The 21,100-nt window shown below is 40.9% G+C and carries 20 protein-coding genes; 5 read left to right on the top strand and 15 right to left on the bottom strand.

Going from position 1 to position 21,100, the window contains the following annotated elements; all coding sequences use genetic code 11:
- Positions 1 to 432: helix-turn-helix domain-containing protein (locus PaeCFBP13512_RS16480; RefSeq protein WP_342671986.1), on the top strand; the 432-nt coding region annotated here is incomplete at its 5' end.
- A gap of 157 nt (positions 433 to 589) precedes the next feature.
- On the opposite strand, the gene PaeCFBP13512_RS16485 is transcribed toward PaeCFBP13512_RS16480, so the two are convergent.
- From PaeCFBP13512_RS16485 to PaeCFBP13512_RS16495, 3 genes are all read right to left on the bottom strand, one after another.
- Positions 590 to 1,093 (bottom strand): GyrI-like domain-containing protein, encoded by a 504-nt coding sequence (locus PaeCFBP13512_RS16485; protein WP_137224656.1) that lies wholly within the window; start codon positions 1,091 to 1,093, stop codon positions 590 to 592.
- 63 nt (positions 1,094 to 1,156) lie between these two features.
- Positions 1,157 to 2,098 carry a helix-turn-helix transcriptional regulator gene (locus tag PaeCFBP13512_RS16490; RefSeq protein WP_137224658.1) on the bottom strand — a complete coding sequence of 314 codons (942 nt, stop codon included), beginning with the start codon at positions 2,096 to 2,098 and terminating at the stop codon, positions 1,157 to 1,159.
- Between the two features lie 86 nt (positions 2,099 to 2,184).
- Entirely contained in the window at positions 2,185 to 2,760 is a 576-nt protein-coding gene (locus tag PaeCFBP13512_RS16495; RefSeq protein ID WP_069326507.1) for a GNAT family N-acetyltransferase, read from the bottom strand.
- A gap of 191 nt (positions 2,761 to 2,951) precedes the next feature.
- On the opposite strand from PaeCFBP13512_RS16495, the gene PaeCFBP13512_RS16500 reads away from it, so the two are divergent.
- Positions 2,952 to 3,833, top strand: a complete 882-nt coding sequence (locus PaeCFBP13512_RS16500; RefSeq protein WP_069326506.1) for an arylamine N-acetyltransferase family protein — start codon at positions 2,952 to 2,954, stop codon at positions 3,831 to 3,833.
- 96 nt (positions 3,834 to 3,929) lie between these two features.
- Here the strand turns inward: PaeCFBP13512_RS16500 and PaeCFBP13512_RS16505 are convergent, their stop codons facing one another.
- Positions 3,930 to 4,727 carry a class I SAM-dependent methyltransferase gene (locus PaeCFBP13512_RS16505; protein ID WP_137224660.1) on the bottom strand — a complete coding sequence of 266 codons (798 nt, stop codon included), beginning with the start codon at positions 4,725 to 4,727 and terminating at the stop codon, positions 3,930 to 3,932.
- A gap of 252 nt (positions 4,728 to 4,979) precedes the next feature.
- Here PaeCFBP13512_RS16505 and PaeCFBP13512_RS16510 point away from each other — a divergent pair, with 252 nt between their 5' ends.
- Positions 4,980 to 5,792 (top strand): SEC-C motif-containing protein, encoded by an 813-nt coding sequence (locus tag PaeCFBP13512_RS16510; RefSeq protein ID WP_137224662.1) that lies wholly within the window; start codon positions 4,980 to 4,982, stop codon positions 5,790 to 5,792.
- Positions 5,793 to 5,834: 42 nt separating this feature from the next.
- On the opposite strand, the gene PaeCFBP13512_RS16515 is transcribed toward PaeCFBP13512_RS16510, so the two are convergent.
- The 5 genes from PaeCFBP13512_RS16515 to PaeCFBP13512_RS16535 form a co-directional block, all read right to left on the bottom strand.
- Positions 5,835 to 6,122, bottom strand: a complete 288-nt coding sequence (locus PaeCFBP13512_RS16515; RefSeq protein WP_137224824.1) for a hypothetical protein — start codon at positions 6,120 to 6,122, stop codon at positions 5,835 to 5,837.
- Positions 6,123 to 6,456: 334 nt separating this feature from the next.
- On the bottom strand, positions 6,457 to 7,509 hold the full coding sequence (locus tag PaeCFBP13512_RS16520; protein ID WP_069326504.1) for an LLM class flavin-dependent oxidoreductase: 1,053 nt from the start codon (positions 7,507 to 7,509) through the stop codon (positions 6,457 to 6,459).
- A gap of 160 nt (positions 7,510 to 7,669) precedes the next feature.
- A complete protein-coding gene (locus PaeCFBP13512_RS16525) occupies positions 7,670 to 8,452 on the bottom strand; it encodes an isocitrate lyase/PEP mutase family protein (RefSeq protein WP_137224664.1) in 783 nt (260 codons plus the stop codon).
- Positions 8,453 to 8,478: 26 nt separating this feature from the next.
- The gene (locus tag PaeCFBP13512_RS16530; RefSeq protein ID WP_137224666.1) at positions 8,479 to 9,549 is read right to left on the bottom strand and encodes a bifunctional transcriptional activator/DNA repair enzyme AdaA; all 1,071 of its coding nucleotides are present in this window, start codon (positions 9,547 to 9,549) and stop codon (positions 8,479 to 8,481) included.
- Between the two features lie 165 nt (positions 9,550 to 9,714).
- The gene (locus tag PaeCFBP13512_RS16535; protein ID WP_137224668.1) at positions 9,715 to 10,056 is read right to left on the bottom strand and encodes a zinc ribbon domain-containing protein YjdM; all 342 of its coding nucleotides are present in this window, start codon (positions 10,054 to 10,056) and stop codon (positions 9,715 to 9,717) included.
- Between the two features lie 173 nt (positions 10,057 to 10,229).
- Between PaeCFBP13512_RS16535 and PaeCFBP13512_RS16540 the strand changes: the two genes are divergently transcribed.
- The gene (locus PaeCFBP13512_RS16540) at positions 10,230 to 10,991 is read left to right on the top strand and encodes an AIM24 family protein (RefSeq protein WP_137224669.1); all 762 of its coding nucleotides are present in this window, start codon (positions 10,230 to 10,232) and stop codon (positions 10,989 to 10,991) included.
- Between the two features lie 107 nt (positions 10,992 to 11,098).
- Here PaeCFBP13512_RS16540 and PaeCFBP13512_RS16545 read toward each other — a convergent pair whose 3' ends face one another.
- The 4 genes from PaeCFBP13512_RS16545 to PaeCFBP13512_RS16560 form a co-directional block, all read right to left on the bottom strand.
- Positions 11,099 to 12,367, bottom strand: coding sequence for a PTS ascorbate transporter subunit IIC (locus PaeCFBP13512_RS16545; protein ID WP_137224671.1), 1,269 nt, complete (start codon positions 12,365 to 12,367; stop codon positions 11,099 to 11,101).
- Between the two features lie 25 nt (positions 12,368 to 12,392).
- Entirely contained in the window at positions 12,393 to 12,659 is a 267-nt protein-coding gene (locus tag PaeCFBP13512_RS16550) for a PTS sugar transporter subunit IIB (RefSeq protein WP_069326492.1), read from the bottom strand.
- On the bottom strand, positions 12,656 to 14,722 hold the full coding sequence (locus PaeCFBP13512_RS16555) for a BglG family transcription antiterminator (RefSeq protein ID WP_137224673.1): 2,067 nt from the start codon (positions 14,720 to 14,722) through the stop codon (positions 12,656 to 12,658). The genes PaeCFBP13512_RS16550 and PaeCFBP13512_RS16555 overlap by 4 nt, the downstream gene beginning before the upstream one ends.
- A gap of 417 nt (positions 14,723 to 15,139) precedes the next feature.
- Entirely contained in the window at positions 15,140 to 16,285 is a 1,146-nt protein-coding gene (locus tag PaeCFBP13512_RS16560; RefSeq protein ID WP_137224675.1) for a glycerate kinase family protein, read from the bottom strand.
- A 272-nt stretch (positions 16,286 to 16,557) separates the two neighbouring features.
- Here PaeCFBP13512_RS16560 and PaeCFBP13512_RS16565 point away from each other — a divergent pair, with 272 nt between their 5' ends.
- Positions 16,558 to 17,484, top strand: coding sequence for a prenyltransferase (locus PaeCFBP13512_RS16565; protein WP_241669415.1), 927 nt, complete (start codon positions 16,558 to 16,560; stop codon positions 17,482 to 17,484).
- 80 nt (positions 17,485 to 17,564) lie between these two features.
- On the opposite strand, the gene PaeCFBP13512_RS16570 is transcribed toward PaeCFBP13512_RS16565, so the two are convergent.
- Together PaeCFBP13512_RS16570 and PaeCFBP13512_RS16575 are read right to left on the bottom strand one after the other, a co-directional pair.
- A complete protein-coding gene (locus tag PaeCFBP13512_RS16570; RefSeq protein WP_441343339.1) occupies positions 17,565 to 18,647 on the bottom strand; it encodes a type II asparaginase in 1,083 nt (360 codons plus the stop codon).
- Between the two features lie 281 nt (positions 18,648 to 18,928).
- Positions 18,929 to 21,070 carry a carbohydrate-binding domain-containing protein gene (locus tag PaeCFBP13512_RS16575; protein ID WP_137224679.1) on the bottom strand — a complete coding sequence of 714 codons (2,142 nt, stop codon included), beginning with the start codon at positions 21,068 to 21,070 and terminating at the stop codon, positions 18,929 to 18,931.
- Between the last annotated feature and the right edge of the window lie 30 nt (positions 21,071 to 21,100).

Consider the following 21,100-nt stretch of genomic DNA (forward strand, 5'->3'; position numbering starts at 1 on the left):
AAAACTATAATAAAGAATAGAATAAAAGATTTGAAAAAAAAATCAATAAGTGGGTGGTGTTTAAATATGAGTATGAAAAATATAAATTTTGAAAGTTTTCTTGAAGAAAGTGTTAATCAATTGAATGAGTATACTCAGGGAAATACAGAACATGTCGAGGTTGTCACTTATAAACTACGTGATTTACCCGAAATTGATTTTGCCTTAGTTAAAGAGTTAAGAAAAGATCTAAATGCTACGCAAAAAACATTCGGTGATGTGCTTGGTGTATCTACACGTACAGTAGAGTCTTGGGAGATCGGACGTTCTCTTCCTAATGGATCTGCTACTCGGTTAATGCAACTCATGTTAGCTAACCCTTCTATCAAACAATCTTTTAAACAAACGATTGAGAATGAGAATCTAACAAAAAGAGAAAAATCATTCAGTTAAACAAATTTAAATATTTTCTAAAAATAAGGTTTCAGTGTACTAAATTTATATCTATATAAGTTAACCCCAGTAATGGAAATGTTTAAATATCCTTTACTGGGGTTTTATAATACGAATTGTAGTGGTACAGGCAACTTTTTTACTTATTACATACTTTCTAGGATTGAATTGCAATATAAATCTTCACTTCCGCTTGCTCTGGATTTGCTGTCGATTCATACACTTCAAAATCTCCTGTATATGTCCGCACTTCAGAAGCATGTTCAAAATAATTCCAGATCGTGCCCCATGTCTGAGCTACTGTCTCAAATACAGGCCCTTTCGATGTCGTAAATACCATATACCGGCTAGCAGGGACGGTGATCTCTAATTGCCGTTGTCTGGTGATCGGTTGCTCCAAATGATCGTCTGCTTGTTGCCCGATCACCACCGTATACGCCCCATTAGCATCACTTTCATAATCGGTATACAGCGCATAGGTTGGAGCATGCTGCGAAGATGCCGAAGGATGCTGGGCTTTATCATGTAAGTAGGATGCCCATAACTGCGGTAAGCGAGCATTAGCAATTCCTAATTCATCTACATTCGTAGTGCGTGTACCCATCCCATGTACGACAAAAGCAGGTAAGTCGATAATCGTCGTTGTCGCTACTGTATTCATTATTCATCCCTCTTTCTGTTCTTTGATCTCAAGTATACAGAGGGAATATAGACAACAGTCTGTCTAGTTAGAATAACTGTCGATGACTTTTTGCGCTCGTCCAATTAATTCTGGAATCAGTTCCGTAGGAGTCTGAATACGAACCTGATCTCCAAAGCTCAATAACATATTATAGAACCAATCATCGATTATAAAAGCACCTTGAACTTCAATACGTCCATCCGATTGCAACGAAATCCAATCAGGATCAAACATATCATTTAGACGATAGCGCACTTGAGCGCCAAATAATAACGTTACGTTTTGCCGTTGTTCTTCATAAGTGTTGCTATTGTTCCATTGATACTGATCCCAATCAGGAATCGCCCGTGGATTAAACGAATCCTGTGTACATTCTAATTCTAATATACGAGACAGGCGGAATAAGCGAAATTCTTCGCGTAATGTACAATAAGCATGCAGATACCAGACATATCCTTTTAAAATCAAAGCAAACGGTTCGACAGCTCGTTCACTTTCAATGCCATTTGTATTGAGATAGTGTAGATGTACTTTGTATGTATTCGTGATCGCTTCGCGCAATAGATTCACTTTGTCACGTGTTGCTGGATTTTGCCCCCACGGATTGAAGTCAAACACAATGCCTGCATGTTGAATCGGTGTCTGCATCCGATCTGTCGGTCGAAGTAACGCCTGCACTTTATCCAGTAAAGTCGCAAACATCTGATCATTAAATACAGTAGTCATGCCTTTTACCGCAGAGATCATCGCATCAATCTCGCTTAAGGTTAGAAATTGACGAGCAATCGTATACTGCTCCATAATCTCAAATCCACCTGTTGTTCCTTGATGAGCAACGATTGGAATACCTGCTTGACTGAGCGTATCAATATCTCGATAAATGGTTTTGGTCGATACTTCAAAGCGTGTGGCTAATTCTTTGGCACTGATTCGTTGTCGATTCAGTAACAGTACAGTGATCGCAAGTAATCGATCTATTTTCATAATGTCTCCTTACCTCTTAGCGCTTGGCAATTAAAGCGCGACATCTTCTAGTGCAGTCAAAAGTGATTTTTGCAAAGCAAAATATCTTACGATTTTGTCTTCGCTACATATTCACTTTGTAATAGAGCAAATACTGCAAGATCCACATACTTCCCATTTTCATATTCATGTTGTCTAAGTAGACCTTCTTGTACAAATTCTAACTTTTCCATCAGACGGATCGAGGCTTGATTCTTCGGTTCGATTTTGGCTTCAATTTTATTCAGTTCCATCTGTTCAAATCCGAACTGAATAATACGCAAAGCAACTTCTTTCATAATCCCTTTGCCCCAATACGCAGAAGATAGATCATAACCTAGTTCAGCCCGATGATGCTCTTGTTCATATCCTAGAAATCCGCATGTTCCGATCACTTTGGTATGCTCACGATCTTCAATCATCCAGCGTAACCCTGATTGTTCTGCAAAAATACGTGTATACCATTTCATCTCATCCAGTGCTTCATCCACCGATGTAAATGGAGTAAATGGCATATATTCAACTACAGCTTCATCCGCATACAATTCGTATAGATCATGACTATCTTCAGGCTGTGCTTGTCTTAATACAAAACGTGATGTCTCTAACTGGGGAAACTGTTCAAATGCAAATAAGTCGCTCATAATGATCGGTATACTCCTTTTAGGTGATGTATTGTGTTGGACAAATGCTTCTATGTGTTATCTGTACCGTTACAGTTAGGGGATTTAGGCCGCCCAAGGTATCTCATCTTCTCGTATACTACATATAGTTCTACTCTTCCTATTTTACCATTCTAATTCCATTACATTTAATATAATTGAGGTGAGTATCTATGTACACATTATCTACAGCAGAAATTCAAATGTATCTAAAGCAATTAGGTATCGAAGACATTCAACCCCCTACGTTAACCTATCTCTTCCAACTGCATCAAGCTCATATACGACGCTTTTCCTGGCAAACCGTCGATATTTTCACAGGGCATCCGGCAAGTATAGATCTTGAGCAATCGATTCCTTTACTGTTAAGCGGACGAAGTGGATATTGTTTTCATCTTAACGGAGCATTTAGTACATTGTTACGTTCTCTAGGTTATCAGGTAGACTGGCATCGTGCAGGGGTACAACCTTTAGGGACAGAGCCACGTATTAATTCGTTTCATCTGGGGCTAACTGTTCATATCGAAGATGAGCAAGGCATAACTCAACCATGGATTATTGATGTAGGACTAGGTGATATGCCATATACGCCACTGCCTTTGAGTTATGGTGCTTACGCTCAATCTCCTTTTCAATATCAAGTGGCTGCTTCCAGTATTGATCCCAAAGGATGGCGGTTAGAGCATGATGCTCGTGCTTCGATTGTCGGTGTGGATATTGATCATCAAGTGGTATCCGATCTCGAACCTTTTCAAGCGAATCATGAATTCTACAGTCGCTCTGCGCAGTCTCCATGGTTTGATGTATTTCTTTTGCGCCAGCGTGATGAACATGCCAGTCACGAATTACGTGGATGTATGCTCAAAACAATTGATGTTACAGGGGTTCAGCATACTGAAATTACCAATCAAAAAGACTGGATAGATCAATTACATGATGTGTTCGGTGAGTCATTGAGCCGCTATAGTGCTGTTGAAAAAGATGATATCTGGAAACGAGTACAGCAAGCACATGAACAATGGAAACAGACCAAAGGGTTACCAAGCTATTCGTAAATCATTATCTACAAACGTAGATACTATATCTAAAAAAGACTAAAAAGCCACTCCTGTATCGGGAGTGGCTTTGCTGTTTGTATACATGTATTTTGATTACGAATGCAATTGCTCTGCAACTACGGTAAATGTTTTGGGAATCCCTTTGTCAAACACTTCTGATGATTGATTAGGCAATTCTTCGAGTACTTTGATCATCAGACCGGATGTCGCTACTGCTGTCACAATCTCACCAATCGTCCACTGACGTAAATACACTTTTTGCTCGTCTTTGTCCGCTTGATCGGATTCGGCATACTTGGAATACGAGACCGCTTTTTCTGTTAATGAAGTATCAAAGTAATCGCCTGTTACTTTGTGCTTACGGATATTAGCGGTTGTGCCTTTAGACGTAATCAGCTTGGTTGAGATCGGATGGAAATCTTGTAATACCAATCGTCCACCTGAAGCAAGCAAGCTGGATACCACATGGAATAATGGCTGTAAGTCAGTAAAATAATGCAAAATTCCAAATTCCATAAAGACAATATCATATTGATGGTTAAGCTCATTTAATGGCAATTGCAACACATCCGACACGATATACTGCAAAGGTACGCCTGCGGCACGTGCCAAATCTTGAGCATACTGCTCATTTTCAGCCGAGAAATCAACGATTGTTAGTTCAGCACCAAGTAGCGCTAAAGCCACCGCTTTATTGCCATTAGAACCAAGTAAATTGATGATTTTTTTGCCTTGTATATGTTCTTCCATATGTTTAAAAGCAGTACCGATCCGTTTTTGCGGATCTTGTTTGATTTTCTCAGCCGCTTCTTCAGGTGTACCAAAGCGGTTAACCCATGATTGATACGTACCGTTGTTCCATGCATTCTTATTCTGTTGCGATGATTCCATAACAAACCCTCCATAATAGGCATAACGCGCAAAAATATTATTTTACCTATCGTACCATCTTATTGATGGGTGTAGTTATTTTTATCGCTTTTTATTGAATTTAGATCTAGCGGTGCTGGATGTATATCATCTGTATCATGACTCATTGGCATCGATAACTAGAACTTCATTTCCAATTAGCGATATAATAGTCTATATGTATACCGAACGTTAGCAACAGGAAAGGACGTGACTTCATCTGTGTCCGATACAATGTCTTATTCATTTTCTCGAAATCAACTCTGCTTTTGTGGAAGCGGGCAAAAGCTGAAACATTGCCATAAAACAGCTGCACCGGATAGTCGTGCTGCTCATCTGTATCACCTGTACCAAGAAGTCGATCAGACGATCGAAGATTATCGGACGACAAGTGTACAGCAACCTCCTTGTTCGGCTGGTTGCCGGGCTTGTTGTTCAGATTATGTGCCGATCTCCCAAGTGGAATTTGAATTGTTATTGATCTATATGAAGCGCAATTGGAGTCAGGCTGATATTCAACAAGCTTTTGCCAAAGCCGCTACCGATTGGGAAACATTTCGTATCGAGAATCCACCGATGTATGCTTCATTAGCCCATCCTACCAGTACAACTGAAGAATTGGATGCGATTCGTCATTATGCTACACGTAATAGTTTTGCTTGTCCTTTATTAGATGCGGAAAAAGGGACTTGTCGTGTGTATCCTGTACGTCCCTTTATTTGCCGAACACATGGAAGTTCGCATACCTTTTATGGCACATGGAAAGAGCGTCTTCGTCCTGAAAAAATATGCGAATATATTCCCGGTGGCAAGCCTCATCGCAAAATCACGCCTAATATTGCAGATCGTTGGAGCGAATATGAACGCGTTGCTGATGTGATGATTGGACCGAAGCGCCGTCCGCTACGCCAATATCCGATTATGTACTGGTTAGTGTTATACGCCAAGCATGGTGGCGGTGTCACAACAGATATTGGTAATCTGGATAACTTTGAACTTTCGTTGCAAGATCATAATGATAAAATGGCTCAATATACAGGCAAATAAAAAAAGAGCAACGATAATTAGCTATCGTTGCTCTTTTTTCAATTATTTCTTGTGCGTATACTCTGCGTTAGCTTTGTTTAACATGGATTTCCAATCGCTAAAATCAGTCTCACGATTCACATGGCGATCAAATAGTTCGCCTTCGACATTCTGAATTTCATCTAGCGTATCCGCTTGGAAGTTACCTTTTTTCAAAAATTCTTCAAAGCTTTTCAAACTAGAGTATTTGCTCATAAACGTTGGATTAAACAACATATCTAAAGATACATATCCTTCGCCCTGTGCTTCTTTTTGCCCTTGCAAATCTTTCAACAAATCTTCCATTGACATCGGTTTTTGCTTTTTCAAATGACCACTCCTATATTGGGTTTTAGCAATAGATAACTTTCGTTCGATTGCAAACATCTTGTTATTGTAAGCTATTCCAACAGAAAGCACCATACTTCTACATCTAAAATAGAATGTAGATACTTACTATGACTTCTTCTATAACATACTTCTTCTTATTATACCATTAACCGCTGTAGATACCCAGAAACAGATCGCAGAAATTATCCATCGCTCATTGTACAATAGATAAAGATGATGGTGACAAATAGGAAAAAACCTTCAGCGTCACATATACGGTTACGTATAGATGCTTTACTGAAGGTGATAGGGATCTTTATTTATTGCTTGCTTCCCACTCTGCCACTTCGGCACGAACCAGTGGAGCTACTTCTTTACCTAACAATTCGATTCCATGCATAACTTGATCATGTGGCATCGTGCCGACGGGTGCATGTAAAAAGAATCGAGTAATCCCAACCTGTTTACGCAAATTAATAATTTTGCGAGCGACTGTAGCTGGATCACCTACATAAAGCGCACCTTGCTCACTACGTGCAGCATCAAAGCTATTGCGTGTATAAGGACCCCATCCACGCTCTTTACCAAGTTTATTCATACTTTGTTGTGTAGAAGGGAAAAATTGCTCTACAGCGAGTTCTGTTGTATCTGCAATAAATCCATGGGAGTGACAAGCAACAGACAATGTTGAAGCATCATGTCCAGCGTGCGCTGCTGCTTTGTAATACAGCTCAACCAATGGAGCGAATTGAGCAGGTTGTCCGCCAATAATGGCTAGGACTAACGGTAAGCCTAACATACCTGCACGGATCACAGACTCTGTATTACCTCCACTACCTATCCATACTGGCAATAACTCTTGTACAGGACGTGGATAGACACCTAGATTATGAATAGCAGCACGATGCTGTCCCTGCCAGCTTACTTTTTCAGAAGCTCTAATTTTTAATAGCAAATCTAACTTCTCATCAAACAATTCATTATAATCATCCAGATCATAGCCGAATAATGGGAACGATTCGATAAAAGAACCCCGTCCTGCCATAATCTCAGCTCGTCCATTCGAGATACCATCCAATGTCGCAAAATCTTGAAATACACGCACAGGATCCGCTGAAGAAAGAACGGTAACTGCACTCGATAAACGAATACGCTCAGTTTGCGAAGCCGCAGCAGCTAAAATAACCGCTGGTGAAGAAGCCGCATAATCTTCCCGATGATGCTCCCCTACTCCATATACATCCAATCCCACTTGATCAGCGAGTACGATCTCTTCTACTACTTCACGAATACGTTGTGCATGACTCATCACTTCACCAGTTTGTGCATCGGGTGAAGTTTCTACAAATGTGCTTATGCCTATTTCCATGGAAAAATTCCCTGCTTTCTTATTCTATTTATTTTTATCTATATCGCTATAAATTTGTTATTTACTAACTTTACAAGTAATATCTTTATATTGAACCTTTTTTAGATGAATATCAAGTCTTTTATAACAAATATAGATAAAAAGAAGAATAAAAAAGCAATCATTCATAGGATAATGCGTCCTGACCTATTTTTTGTAACGTATGCATCACTTGCTGATAGGGCGAAGGTCCATAACTAATTCGGGATACTCCCCATGATGATAATTCTTTCAATGAAGGGGTGTCTGTAGTAAACATAATATTGATCGGTAATGGAGAGTGAGTACATAACATTTGAATCGAAGAAGGATCGCTTAATCCGGGTACAAAAAATCCATTAGCCCCAGCATTCGCATACGCTGTAGCACGCATTAAAGCATGTTCTGTATGTTCCTTTTGCATAGAAACTGAAGATAGTGGATCGGCTTGTAAAAAAATATCGGTACGTGCATTAATGAATAAAGGAATCCCTAACTGATCCGCCGCCTGACGTGCAGATACTATACGTGCACATTGCTCTTCTACCGAATATAATCGTTGTTCACCAATAATCTGATCTTCGATATTGATGCCTACAGCGCCTGCTTCGATAATCATTTGTACCGATTGAGAGACGTGTTCAGGTGTATCCCCGTATCCACTTTCGATATCAATCGTGATAGGCAACTGTACGTTGTCCTTGATCTGTTTAAGATTCGCGATCACTTGTGCAAAAGGTACCGCTTGCCCATCTTCATACCCGTGTGCAGTAGCTACTGACCAACTACCTGTTGCAATCACTTTAGCGCCTGTACGTTCAATCACAGCTGCGCTACCTGCATCCCAGATATTGACCAGAATGAGCGGATTTCCTTTCACATGTAGATCATGTAATTGTTGTGCTTGCTGTATTTGCGTAGACATTCAGCAGACTCTCCTTCTATGTTGGTTTATTGTTCTTTACGTTGAGCTTGTGTGACTTGAGTTTGTTCATTTTGCAATAACCATGCTTTACGTGTGAGTCCACCGCCATAGCCACCCAGTTCTCCATTAGAATTAATCACTCGATGACAAGGAACTACAAGTGCCAATGGATTCGCTCCATTCGCTTGAGCAACCGCGCGAAAAGCAGATGGTCTACCTAGCGCTATCGCAATCTGAGCATAAGAACGTGTTTCCCCTGCTGGAATCTTCATTAATTGCTCCCATACTTGTTGTTGAAAAGGAGAACCTAATAACGCTAACGGTGCTGTAAATGTAGTACGTGCTCCTGCAAAATACTCATTCAACTGTTGTCCGATCAAGCGAATCGGTTCGGTCATACCCGGAATAATCGCCGATCGGGTCTTGATGCGTAATCGTTCGACTTCACGTTCTAGTCCTCTACGATCTACAAATTCTAATAGATATAATGCTTCTTCACTTGCTATAGCGATCATTGGCCCGAGTGTCGTATCGATCCAAGAAGCTTTGAGTATACGATCTTCTGTTAGTAAAGTCGGTGCTGCACCCATAATGCGTGCAAAAGCATCTCGAAATCCACTGCTCGACTCATAACCTGCGGATAATTGTGTATCAATAACAGTCTGTCCGGCACGAATATGTTTGAGTGCTAACCCCATACGACGAGCCCGTGCATATTCAACAAATGTCATTCCAAAACGCTTTTTAAATTGGCGACGAGCTGTAGATTCATCTACAGATAATTGGCGAAAATCTTCTTCACGCCAGCGCTTTTCGGGTTCTTTTTCGACGGCTTCAACCAGTAAACGCACCACATCAGACACATGGTTGGGATGCGATAACGGGCGACAACGCTGGCATGGGCGATAGGAAGCGAGTAATGCTTGTTGCGCTGTTGCATAGAACTCACAGTTTTCAAATTTCGGCTTACGCGCTGGACACGTCGGACGACAAAATACACCTGTCGTTTTGACACCGACATAGAACAATCCTTCGTATTCTGTCTTTTTTTCAAGTAATGCTTGGTAATACTCTTGCTGGTATTCAGGTGAGATCATAGAGAGGCTCCTTTACAAGAAGTGGATACGTTGATTATAATTTCCCGACTGTATCTTCATCGCCGAAATTCAGGCATTGATTTTTTTATACGAAAAAAGCTAAGCACAATGCTTAGCTTGATTGCTGTTAAAAGACGACTGTATAATCCTTTTTAAATCAGTAGATTAAATCTTTTTCACAAATTCAGACTTCAATTTCATCGCACCAAAGCCATCGATTTTGCAGTCGATATCATGATCACCATCAACCAGACGGATATTTTTGACTTTTGTACCGATTTTGAGTGTAGAAGAACTGCCTTTAACTTTTAAGTCTTTGATAATCGTGATCGAATCGCCATCTTGTAAAATATTGCCGTTAGCATCTTTAACGACTTTTTCCTCGTCAGCTGGATTAGCTTCAGCGGTTGGATTCCATTCATACGCACATTCAGGGCAGATTAACATATCACCATCTTCATATGTATATTCAGAATGACATTTAGGACAATTAGGCAAGCTTGACATCTTTTCATTTCTCCATTCGTTCGGTTCATTTGACAACCTGTTTATGCTTATATTTTGCCATAGAGTTGGAAGTTGTACAAATCTTTATTCAAGAGTAACTATTATTTCCTTATTGCGCTTTATTTAGTTAAACTAGAGGTATCCTTTTACTATATGAACAGGAGGCGTTACATATGGCTTTTACGATTAATAACCTTACCGATAACAGCAATACGGTGATCAAAGACAAAGTGGGTAGCTTCACAGTCTTGGAGTATATCAAAGATCTCAGTTGTACCTCGGTGGGCGAAGCGACTGCTCAATATTATATGTCCAAAAGCAACATGCACCGCAAACAATTAATGATCGAGATTAACAATAGTGAAATTATGATGCGTGCTGGAGCGATGCAATATACGGTCGGTAATATGGAAATGACGACAGGCGTCAAAGGCGCTGGTGGAGCAGTACGTGGTTTCCTTAGTGGAGCGGCAACAGGTACAGGTTCGATCAAGCCACTCTATAACGGAACAGGTACGATTCTATTAGAACCAACTTACAAATATATCTGGTTAATTGATGTTGATAACGATGAAATTGTCATGGATGATGGATTGTTTCTGGCTTGTGAGACGACACTCAAAATCGGCGTTGTCGCCCGTAGTAACTTTTCTTCTGCTGTACTTGGTGGTGAAGGATTATTTAACATGAGCGCTAGTGGTAAAGGTGTTATTGCTCTCGAAGCACCTGTTCCTGCTGAAGAAGCAGTAGTGATTGAACTGCAAAATGATGTGCTCAAAGTCGATGGAAACTTTGCGATGATGTGGTCGAATACACTCAACTTTACAGTCGAGAAATCAGGCAAAACCAAAATGGGTTCTTTGGCATCTGGCGAAGGATTAGTAAACGTCTATCGTGGTACAGGAACGGTCTGGTTAGCTCCACCTTCTAACTAATACACATTAGACTCTTCTTCATGTGGTATCACAAAAAAGGTAAAGAACGCTTTTAAGCATTCTTTACCTTTTACTTTATGACCAACTTCTAAGATCTACATACTATATTACGCCGCTCCGAAAATCTTCATAAGACCCATAATGATAATTCCTACAGCGCCAAAGTCCGTATCGCCAAAGGTAGAACCACCGAATCCAAACTGTGTCAGGAAGATTAGCAGTATAGCGGGTAAGAAGCTAATCAATAATCCATTGGCAAACGCACCCATCATCGCTCCACGCCGTCCACCTGTTGCATTACCGAATACACCTGCCGCTGCGCCTGTGAAAAAGTGAGGAACCAATCCAGGAATAATCACTTTTAAGCCGACAGCCGGTAAAATAAACATCGATAACAACCCAGCTAAAAAGCTAAACAAAAAGCCGATAATGACTGCATTCGGTGCAAAAGGAAATACGGTCGGGCAATCAAGTGCAGGCTTCGTATTGGGAGCCCATTTCTCGGCAATTCCTTTAAACGCAGGTACAATCTCTGCAATCAACATCCGTACGCCGGCAAGAATAATGTATACGCCTGCTGCAAAGGTTATCGCTTGAATCAGAGAAAAGACGATAAAGTTAGAACCCCCAGACAATTCCGTCTGAATATACTCTTGTCCTGCAAATAAAGCTACAACAATAAAGAAGATCGACATCGTTAGGGATACTGCTACAGAAGTATCTCGCAAAAAGCCTAACGATTGGGGAACTTTGATCTGCTCGGTTGTTTTTTCTTTATTTCCAAACCATTTACCAATCGTAGCGGAGACAAAATAACCGATCGAACCAAAATGCCCGACAGCAAAATCGTCGCTACCTGTAATCTGGCGTACATACGGTTGTAAAATCGCCGGGAATACCACCATACATAATCCCAAAATAATCGATCCTACAATCACCAGTGGTGCACCATTCATACCACCAACGGTTAAAGATACCGCAATGAGACAAGCCATAAATAAAGTATGATGTCCGGTTAAGAAAATGTATTTTAGCGGTGTAAAACGTGCCAGTATAATATTAACGATCATCCCGAAAACCATAATAAGAGCCGTAGACGCTCCGAATTGACTTTGCGCTGCCGCAACAATCGCTTCATTGGTCGGGATAATGCCGGGAACTTGAAAAGCATGCGTAAACATTTGACCAAAGATATCTAGAGCACCTGTTAATACGGTTGCCCCTGCTCCAATAATCACAAAACCCATAATTGTTTTGAGTGTACCGGAGACGACGGTAGCAATAGGCTTGCGCTGTAAAAGAAGTCCGATAAGCGCAAACAGTCCAACCAGTATCGACGGTGTGCCTAGAATATCGTTCATTATTAAATTCATCATATCGGCTCTACCTTCTTCCCTAAAATCAAGCTAGAAGCGGTTCTAATTTGGATTTAATTTCAGGGATACTCATCATATTTTCAAGGGACACGACAGTACGACCCCCATCACTGAGTTGTGCCATAATATCTGCCGCGCCAATAAAGATATCAGCTTGCTCGGATTTGGCTGACGATAGATCGGTGTGATCCACATCTGCTACTTTGCCCATTTCAGTTAATGCTTTCTTGATATTGATCTCCATAATAAAGCTGCTTCCCAATCCGTTTCCACATACGACCATAATTTTCATTCTGTTTCCTCCTTAGAATAGTGATGAATATATTGCATGAGTACATTTTTATCTGGACTGTTCAAAATATCTTCGATATTGGATGGCTCACCAAGCAGATGTGTCAATTGCACCAGTGCTCGCAAATGAGACGAACGGTCTGCCGCCGCCAAAATAATTATCAAACGTACAGGCTTATCTGGGGCAAAATAAACCGCTTCTTCTAAGCGCAAAAAGCTCATGGATAACGAGCGTACCCCTTGATCTGGACGAGCATGTGGAATCGCTACTCCTGGTGTAATCACCACATACGGCCCATTTTGTTCGATCGATTGGATCATCGCTTCAATATATTCTTCTTCGATCGTACCCATCTCTAATAGTGGCTGAGAGGCTACTGCAATCGCTTCTTTCCAATCGCTGACATTCGACTGGAAAGTGATCGTCTTTTCTGTAATCAATTGTTCCAGCACAGGTTTCTCTGCCCCCTCTAGGGAATGCTTATTTGTTCTATGCGTATAGGTATAAATGTGTGCTTGTAAGGCTTTTTCTAATTCATCCGGTTGCAAAATCGTAGCATGCTGACCAATCACTTTGAGCAGTGAAGCAGTATCTACTTTTTCGATCGTGTATCCGTATAATTCTTGCATCACTTGTTGTCGTAGCTTTTGTTTATCTGGAATCTCCATAATCGGTGGAACCACGAACAGTGGCGCAGAGGTTCTCAAATGTACCGTAGAGAACACCAGATCATAACTTAAGTTATAATTCGCCATACCTCGTACCGACAAAGCATCTAAAAACAACAGCTCAGGAAACATTTCACGTAGCGTATACATCAGAATATGACTGATTCCTATCCCGTTCGCACATACGACAATGGCTCGCTTACGATCATCCAGTACCGTCCCCTGCCTGCGTAGCCATCCACCAAAATGAATCGTAAAGTAAGCGGCTTCATCTTCAGGCACTTTGACCCCAATACTTTTTTCAAGTGGAATCAACGCTTTGTGAGTTAAATGATGAAGTTCAGGATAGACCTTCTGAATCCGCTCGGTCATATGATTGATCAATGAAATACCGTACAACATGCGGTAATAGGCAGGTCTTAAATGCACATATAGTTGCTGATACAATAGTTCTTGATCTTGCAGACTGACACATGCCCAACGTTCAAATTCGGACACAATCTCACGAATTAACTGCTGGATGACTTTATCTTCTTGTAGTGGTGAGATATCTCGCGTGCGGTTCATACTAAGCAAATGCAGCGTCGCATACAGACATTCGTTTTGATTCCATGGCTGTCTAAAAGCAGACGATTGAACCATTTGCTTCACCAGTTGATACTCCTGTGTGCCGGTTAACTCTTCCCAACTTTGTTGTACCGGTAAAGTAGAACCTTTGCCAATCAGTTGATCGGTACATAGCATCAGGTAGGTCAGTTCTTGTAGACGCTCATCAGCAAAGCTAATAGCCAGTTGGTGCTCTACATGTTCCAACTGCTGACGGATCTGTTCCAGCTGTTCAGCTTGCTCTTCCCAGATACATTGAATAATCAATAAATGACTAGGGCTATTCAACACTTCTGGCAACCATTCTTCGATTAAATGGCGTTTGCGATGGTTGCTTCCTTTGAGCACATACCCATCTTTTTTTGAGTACTCGATCGACAGCTTATAGGTATGCAATTTCAACTTGAGTCGTTGCAAATCTTTGAGTACGGTATTACGAGATACGCTGGCGATCGACTGAAAGTGATACACCGATAACGATTCCGGACTTAATAGCAACAGCAGTCCGAATACCTTTTCCCGATCTCCTTCTGAAAAGAGATATGAGCGCTTGGTTAACTTTACAGGTACGTCTTCTGCTCGTATCACATCGGTTAAGTAGTAACCCACTTGCCGATCGTACGAGATCACCGAGTAACCGTGATGCACTAACCAATCATTTATTTTGTTAATACTGTATTGCAATTGTCTTCGGGTAAGCTCCATATGAGTTTCCAATTCGACCATCGTAAGCGCAGATGACTGTTGGAGTAATTGTAAGATGCCGGCACTTCGTTCATCTAAAATCATCTTTGTGTTGCCTCCCTTGTGATAACGATACAATAATATATAACAAATCTATACTGTTTTTGAGTCCCTTTATTGTCGACTAATCTGCACAACAATATACACTTCCTTTGCCAAGCAGATTCAAAAGGAACGTATTTACAGGAATTAAAAAGAAGTTACTGCTTATCATATTGATCTCCTTGTCAAAACAACAGTCTTATATATCAAGCCATTCCAACAACAAGAATTTTCACCTAGCGATTGGTTATCCTATCCTTATTTGGAGCTACCTTATTCCGTCATCAGTCTCAACTAGGAATCACTACCACTCCTATCAAAAAACGTTCCCAAATATCTCTACGGGAACGTTTTGGAATCCTTTTATATGTTGGTAATACCTGCTGATTGGTTGATTAGCTCGTGAAATGTTACTTCTCTTTATTGATCACGCAAAGCCAGTATTCTAGCAATATTTTCACAGGTACGTTCTACATTGTGTGGCCCTGCTTGCAATAAAGAAGGAAGATCAGACGCTCCAGGTACAATCCCGAATATGGCATCAATCCCTTCATCGTACAATGTATCAATACCTTCTCCAATATAACCTGCAATGGCAATCACTTTTTTACCTGATGCCTGCGCCGCCCGAGCCACACCGTAAGGTGTTTTACCGAATGTGGTCTGAGAATCGATTCCACCTTCACCTGTAAATACAAAATCAGCTTGTTTTAATTTCTCTACTAAGCCACTGTATTTGATCACGATATCGATCCCTTTTTGCAAAACAGCTTGTGTAAAAATCATCAATCCTGCACCTAATCCACCTGCTGCTCCTGCACCTGAAAGATGAGCGACATCTTGATCCAATTGTTGCTTGACCACGCTAGCATAATGATTTAAATTATCATCCAATTGCTGGATCATCTCAGGTGTAGCTCCTTTTTGTGGGCCAAATACTCGGGAAGCTCCATCTTCACCACACAATGGATTGGTGACATCACAAGCCACAATCAACTGCACTTCTTGCAGACGTGGATCAAGTAAAGAGATATCAATCGTTATTAATCGATTCAGATCACCACCGCCTCGCGCAAGCGGTTGCCCCTCAGCATCAAGAAAGCGCACTCCTAAGGCTTCCGCCATTCCTGTGCCACCATCATTTGTCGCACTTCCACCGATACCAATAATGATCTTGTTCATCCCACGATCTATACACTCTCGAATCAATTCACCGGTGCCGTAAGTCGTTGTTATGAGTGGATTACGAGTATTCTGATTGACATGATGGATACCACTTGCTGAAGCCATCTCGATCACACCTGTACTACCATCGCCCATAATACCGTAAACAGCGGTTACAGGTGTTCCGAGCGGACCTGTCACTTTTTTCTGATACAATTGTCCACCTGAAGCATCGACTAGCGATTGAACCGTACCTTCTCCGCCATCTGCCATCGGAACATGGATATATTGTGCTTCTGGATAGACTTTACGTAACCCTTTTTCCATAGCGATACAGACTTCTTTGGCAGTCATACTTTCTTTGAATGAATCGGGTGCTAATAAAAATGTTGGTTTATTCATCTTCTCACCTCACTACAGTATAAATCTGTAAAGGATCGTCCATTCTTCTATCTGTATTTCTCGTATTGTTTTGTTGAACATACAATTAGTATAGCGCTATTAAATTCAAAAAAATATTGATAAAAAGACGAAATGGATTGTGCAAATAACCTATACATTTTATCATCATCGCTTGAATATTTATGCGTCCAATTCATTTCAATGAGGGTAATAGACAAAGAAGCATATCACAGAATACATATTATCTTTTATCTATGAAAGGAGCTAACTGCTTGAATCCATCGGCGATGTTGTTTTTGAAAAATGGTCTACGATTGTTGCGACCGGTTGCTGTTATTGCTTCTAGTGTCGTCATTATCTTTTCAGGGGTTTTTCCACTGTTTGCTTATTATGATCTGCCTAATGGAGTCTTGAGTGCTGTCTCCTTGTTGTTACTGGTAGGTTGCTTTGTTATTCATGGCGCATTAACCCATGCACTGAATGACTATACCGATTACTTATCAGGGACAGATCAACATAGCCCTGCTTACTTATCCGGAGGTAGTCGCGTTATTCAAGAAGGTCGTATCGCTCCACATACACTCAAATGGATCGGTTATGGGCTTGCAATCGGGTTATTAGTCATTGCTGGAATCCTTGCTTTGTTCGGTTATTATCCGTTAGCGTTATTGCTGGTAATCGGTGTCTGGGGAGCCGCTTCATACTCGCTACCCCCATTACGATTCAGTTATATTCCATTGGCAGGTGAATGGTTAAGCACATTCCCATCTGCTTTTTTCTTAGGATTAGCAGGCGTCTGGATCATGTTAGGCGATTTTCCAGAATGGGCAGTCCAAAATGCAGTTATCAATGCACTCTATTGTATTGCATGGGTAATGATTCACCATATTCCTGATCTACAAGCTGATCAACAAGCTTCTCCAGTGAAGCGAACAAGTGTAGTCTGGTCAGTGGCTATGTTCGGTCCGAAATATAGTGCATTGCCTGCGATTATATATATGATTTTGATCGGATTATGTGGATTATGGTTAGGTACAGACCGGTTATGGGCAGCAATCGGAGTAGTTATAATTGTGATTTTGTCTATCTTTTTTATTATCAAAACAGATACACAGAATGCCGAGCAAGTGACTACTTGTGAGAAAAAATTGTTATTGCTCGCTATGATCAATGCAATATGGTTAGGCATATTTATCTAAATAACAAAAAGAGTCGATACCGTCTAGCTTCATCATTGGTATCGACTCTTTTATTACACATTTCTAATTACGTCCTACTTTTAATAAGCTTCAAAGTAACTTTGAATGGTCGTAGGATCTTTGGTCTGAGTAAGTGCTAGCATCAACAGAATACGGGCTTTCTGCGGATTAAGTGAATCTGCATATAGTGTTCCAATTTCAGCATCCGAATCTAACGGAGTGACAACACCGCTACCTGTACGTGTAGAACGAACTACGGTTACTCCTTGATCAACAGCCCTAGCGGCACCTTCACTTGAACGTGTAGATAACGATCCATTGCCACTCCCTGCCACTACAATGCCTTTAGCGCCTGAAGCTACTGCCGCATCATACAGATAACTACCATTATTTTGATATTCGTATAAAATATCAACCTGTGGTAATTCCGTTATGCCTTTCACATCAAAAATAGTATTGGCTGTGTGTTTGCGTGTAGATTGATTATAAAAGTACACTTTATTGCCTGATACTACACCAAGATAACCTTGTTCTACTGATTTAAATGTATCTGTTCCTGTGGTGTTAGTTTTGGTAATATAACGTGCTGCGCCAATCCGATCATTGAGAGCAATCATCACACCTTTGCCAGTGGCTTCAGGGTTACTCGCAATTTTGACCGCATTGTATAAGTTAAATGAACCATCCGCACTGATCGCTGTTGCTGGACGCATTGCGCCTACAACGACTACAGGCTTATCACTTTTGACAACTAAATCTAGAAAATAAGCCGTTTCTTCTAATGTATCTGTACCATGTGTTACTACAATCCCATCGACATCATCTGAAGCCAGTAACTCATTGATCCGATTGGCTAATTGGAGCAGAACAGCATTGTCTATATCAGGGCTACCCACATTAGCAATTTGTTCGCCACTAATATCTGCTACTTTTTTCATTTCAGGTACCGCATTGATCAGTACATCAATCCCTAGTGCACCTGCTTTATATCCAGTTACATCGGTGTTGGATTCGGAAGAGCCAGCAATCGTTCCGCCTGTAGCAAGAATCTTGATCTTAGGCAAAGATGTTTGTACAGCTGTAGTCTGAGAAGTGGTGCTCGTTTCTGTTGCCGCTGATACCGAATAGCTCATGACAGGCATTAACAATACCGCTGTTAACATCGAAATACACCATTTTTGTTTCCATTGTACTGATAATTTCATATCCATCCCCCTCAATAAGTAGATCATACTAACATCATCGTAAATTTTATGTAACTTAATATCACATTAATGTAATATTAATATTGATTATAACGATATAATATGCAATAACTCAATACTTTTGTATATTTATGCAAATAATATGTTATTTTATATAACACAAAATAAGGATATCAGCTTATTTATCTGATATCCTTATTTTTCATGTTAGGTTATATTCATATACAGTATAAAAAAGATTATTGTGCCGTATCTGATGTGCTATCTGTTGTTGTGTTGTTCGTCATATTTCTAGACGGTCTTTGACCTCCGCCCCCACCAAATCCTGTATTAGCTGTCGTCACACCTGATTCGTTCACCCATGTAATCTGGCTCGCCAATTCAAAATCAACCACTTTAGTACCACCTGTGTATTCACCGTCTGCATATAGTCCATCTGTTGCTGTACCTGTAGATGTTCCACCTGTATAGATAGAATATGAACTACCTTTCACTAGATCCGGTGAGCTGACTACAACCGATTGGTAATCTTTTGTCGGTGCCAAAGTTAATATATTTTTACCTTCGCTATCTTGAATATGAACTAATGTGCCTGCATTTTGAGTGGCAGAATAACTCATACTGATTGCCGCTTGAGTAGAATCATCAGAAGGTGCTTGAGTCATGCCTGAACTTCCGACAGCAACTACATATCCACCTGTCATCTCAAAAGTACCATCATAATCGAGTGAACCATTTCCATTCGTTGTTGGGCCGTTCACGATCACAGTTCCGCCTGACATTGTGATGGATCCATTGGAATCTAATCCATCGCCTTGAGCATCTACAGTGAGTGTACCACCTGTAATATTTAATAAAGCATTTTGAGAACTTCCTTGACCTCCACCGAATCCACCTGGAGGCGCGCTGTTACCTGCTGGATCTGTTGTAGATGTAGGATCTGTAGACGTTGTTGCTGTCGTACTGGACTCTGTTGGAGTTGGTTCTGTTGTTGAAGTCTCTGTCGTTGTGATATTCGCATCACCCGAAGCATTTACACCGTCATCAGAAGCTATGACATTGGTGTCTCCACCAGATACATTAATATTGGTTGCTTCTAACCCTTCGTAACTGGTTGTAATATTGATTTTGCCACCCGAGATATTCAGATCCACATCAGCATGCATAGCATCATCGCCTGTCGCAATTTCAAGTGTACCGCCTGTGACATGTACAGTTGCATTACTATGAACAGCATCATCTGCGGAATCTATTGTGAACATACCCTCATTAATCGTGATATCGCCTGTTGCTTTCAGCCCTTTGGTACTCGTTGATTCGGTAGCTGTTGCATCGGTATCGGTTGAAGATGTTGCTGTCTCTGTAGACGTTGTGGCTGTAGCTTGAGCATCTTGAGTTTGTCGTCCACCGAATCCTCCGCCTTGACCGGGTTGCTCTTCAACTTTTGCTTCCGCTTGAGTATGACCTCCACCGGATACAATATTAAATGTTCCATCGTCGATCACTAATTGCTTTTCAGATTGAATACCATCGTTGGTCGATTGAATATCAAATGTCCCGCCTGCAATAGCAATAAATCCTTTATCGGCATCAGTATTATTCGTCGATTTAATACCATCGCCACCCGCTACAATATGGAATGTACCCTCTTCGATCGCAACCATATCTTTACCTACAATCCCGTCATCTTTTGCTGTGATATTCAGTGTACCGGATACGATTTTTAGATCATCTTTACTTGTGATTCCATCTTTATAATTGGCTTTGACCGATAATGTACCTTCCCCATTGATCGTTAGATCGGCTTTGCTAAAAATCGCTGCGCTAGGCTCATCTGTGGTATCATCTGCTAATGTATACGTTGCTCCATCCGTGATCACATTTTCAGTACCATCAGCTAATGTAATAAATGCGTTTTTAGCTTCTTTGATATAGATTGGCGCGCTATCGTTATCTGTAATCGTTACGCCATTCAATACCAGTATCACATCTTCATCATCCTGCGAATCGACAACAATCTGTCCGTCTGTCAGTTCACCACTAAGCACATACGTACCACCTGCGGTAATTGTAATGATGCTACTGGTTGTAGTTGCGCCATTGCCTGTAATCGTAGCACTGGAGCCTGTTAATTGAATCGCTGTATAGTCGGATGATTTCCAATCGATAGCATCATCGCCACTGTCAAAAGTCACTAGATCCGAGACTTTCAACGCCGTGGAAGAGGAAGCAGTTATTGCTGTTGTAGACACTGTAGCGGTTGAGCTAGTTGCCGCCGCTAATGCCTCGGTGGCTGTCGGTGTGGCTGAACTGCAAGCTGATAATGCCAGTGTACTGAGAAGAACAATGCTCAAGTTTGTTTTTGTTATCCATTTTTTCATCGTAATCGTTCCCTTCGATTGTTGGTTGGA

It is taken from the genome of Paenibacillus sp. CFBP13512 (assembly GCF_005233705.1).
GTDB classification, from domain to species: domain Bacteria; phylum Bacillota; class Bacilli; order Paenibacillales; family Paenibacillaceae; genus Saccharibacillus; species Saccharibacillus nuruki.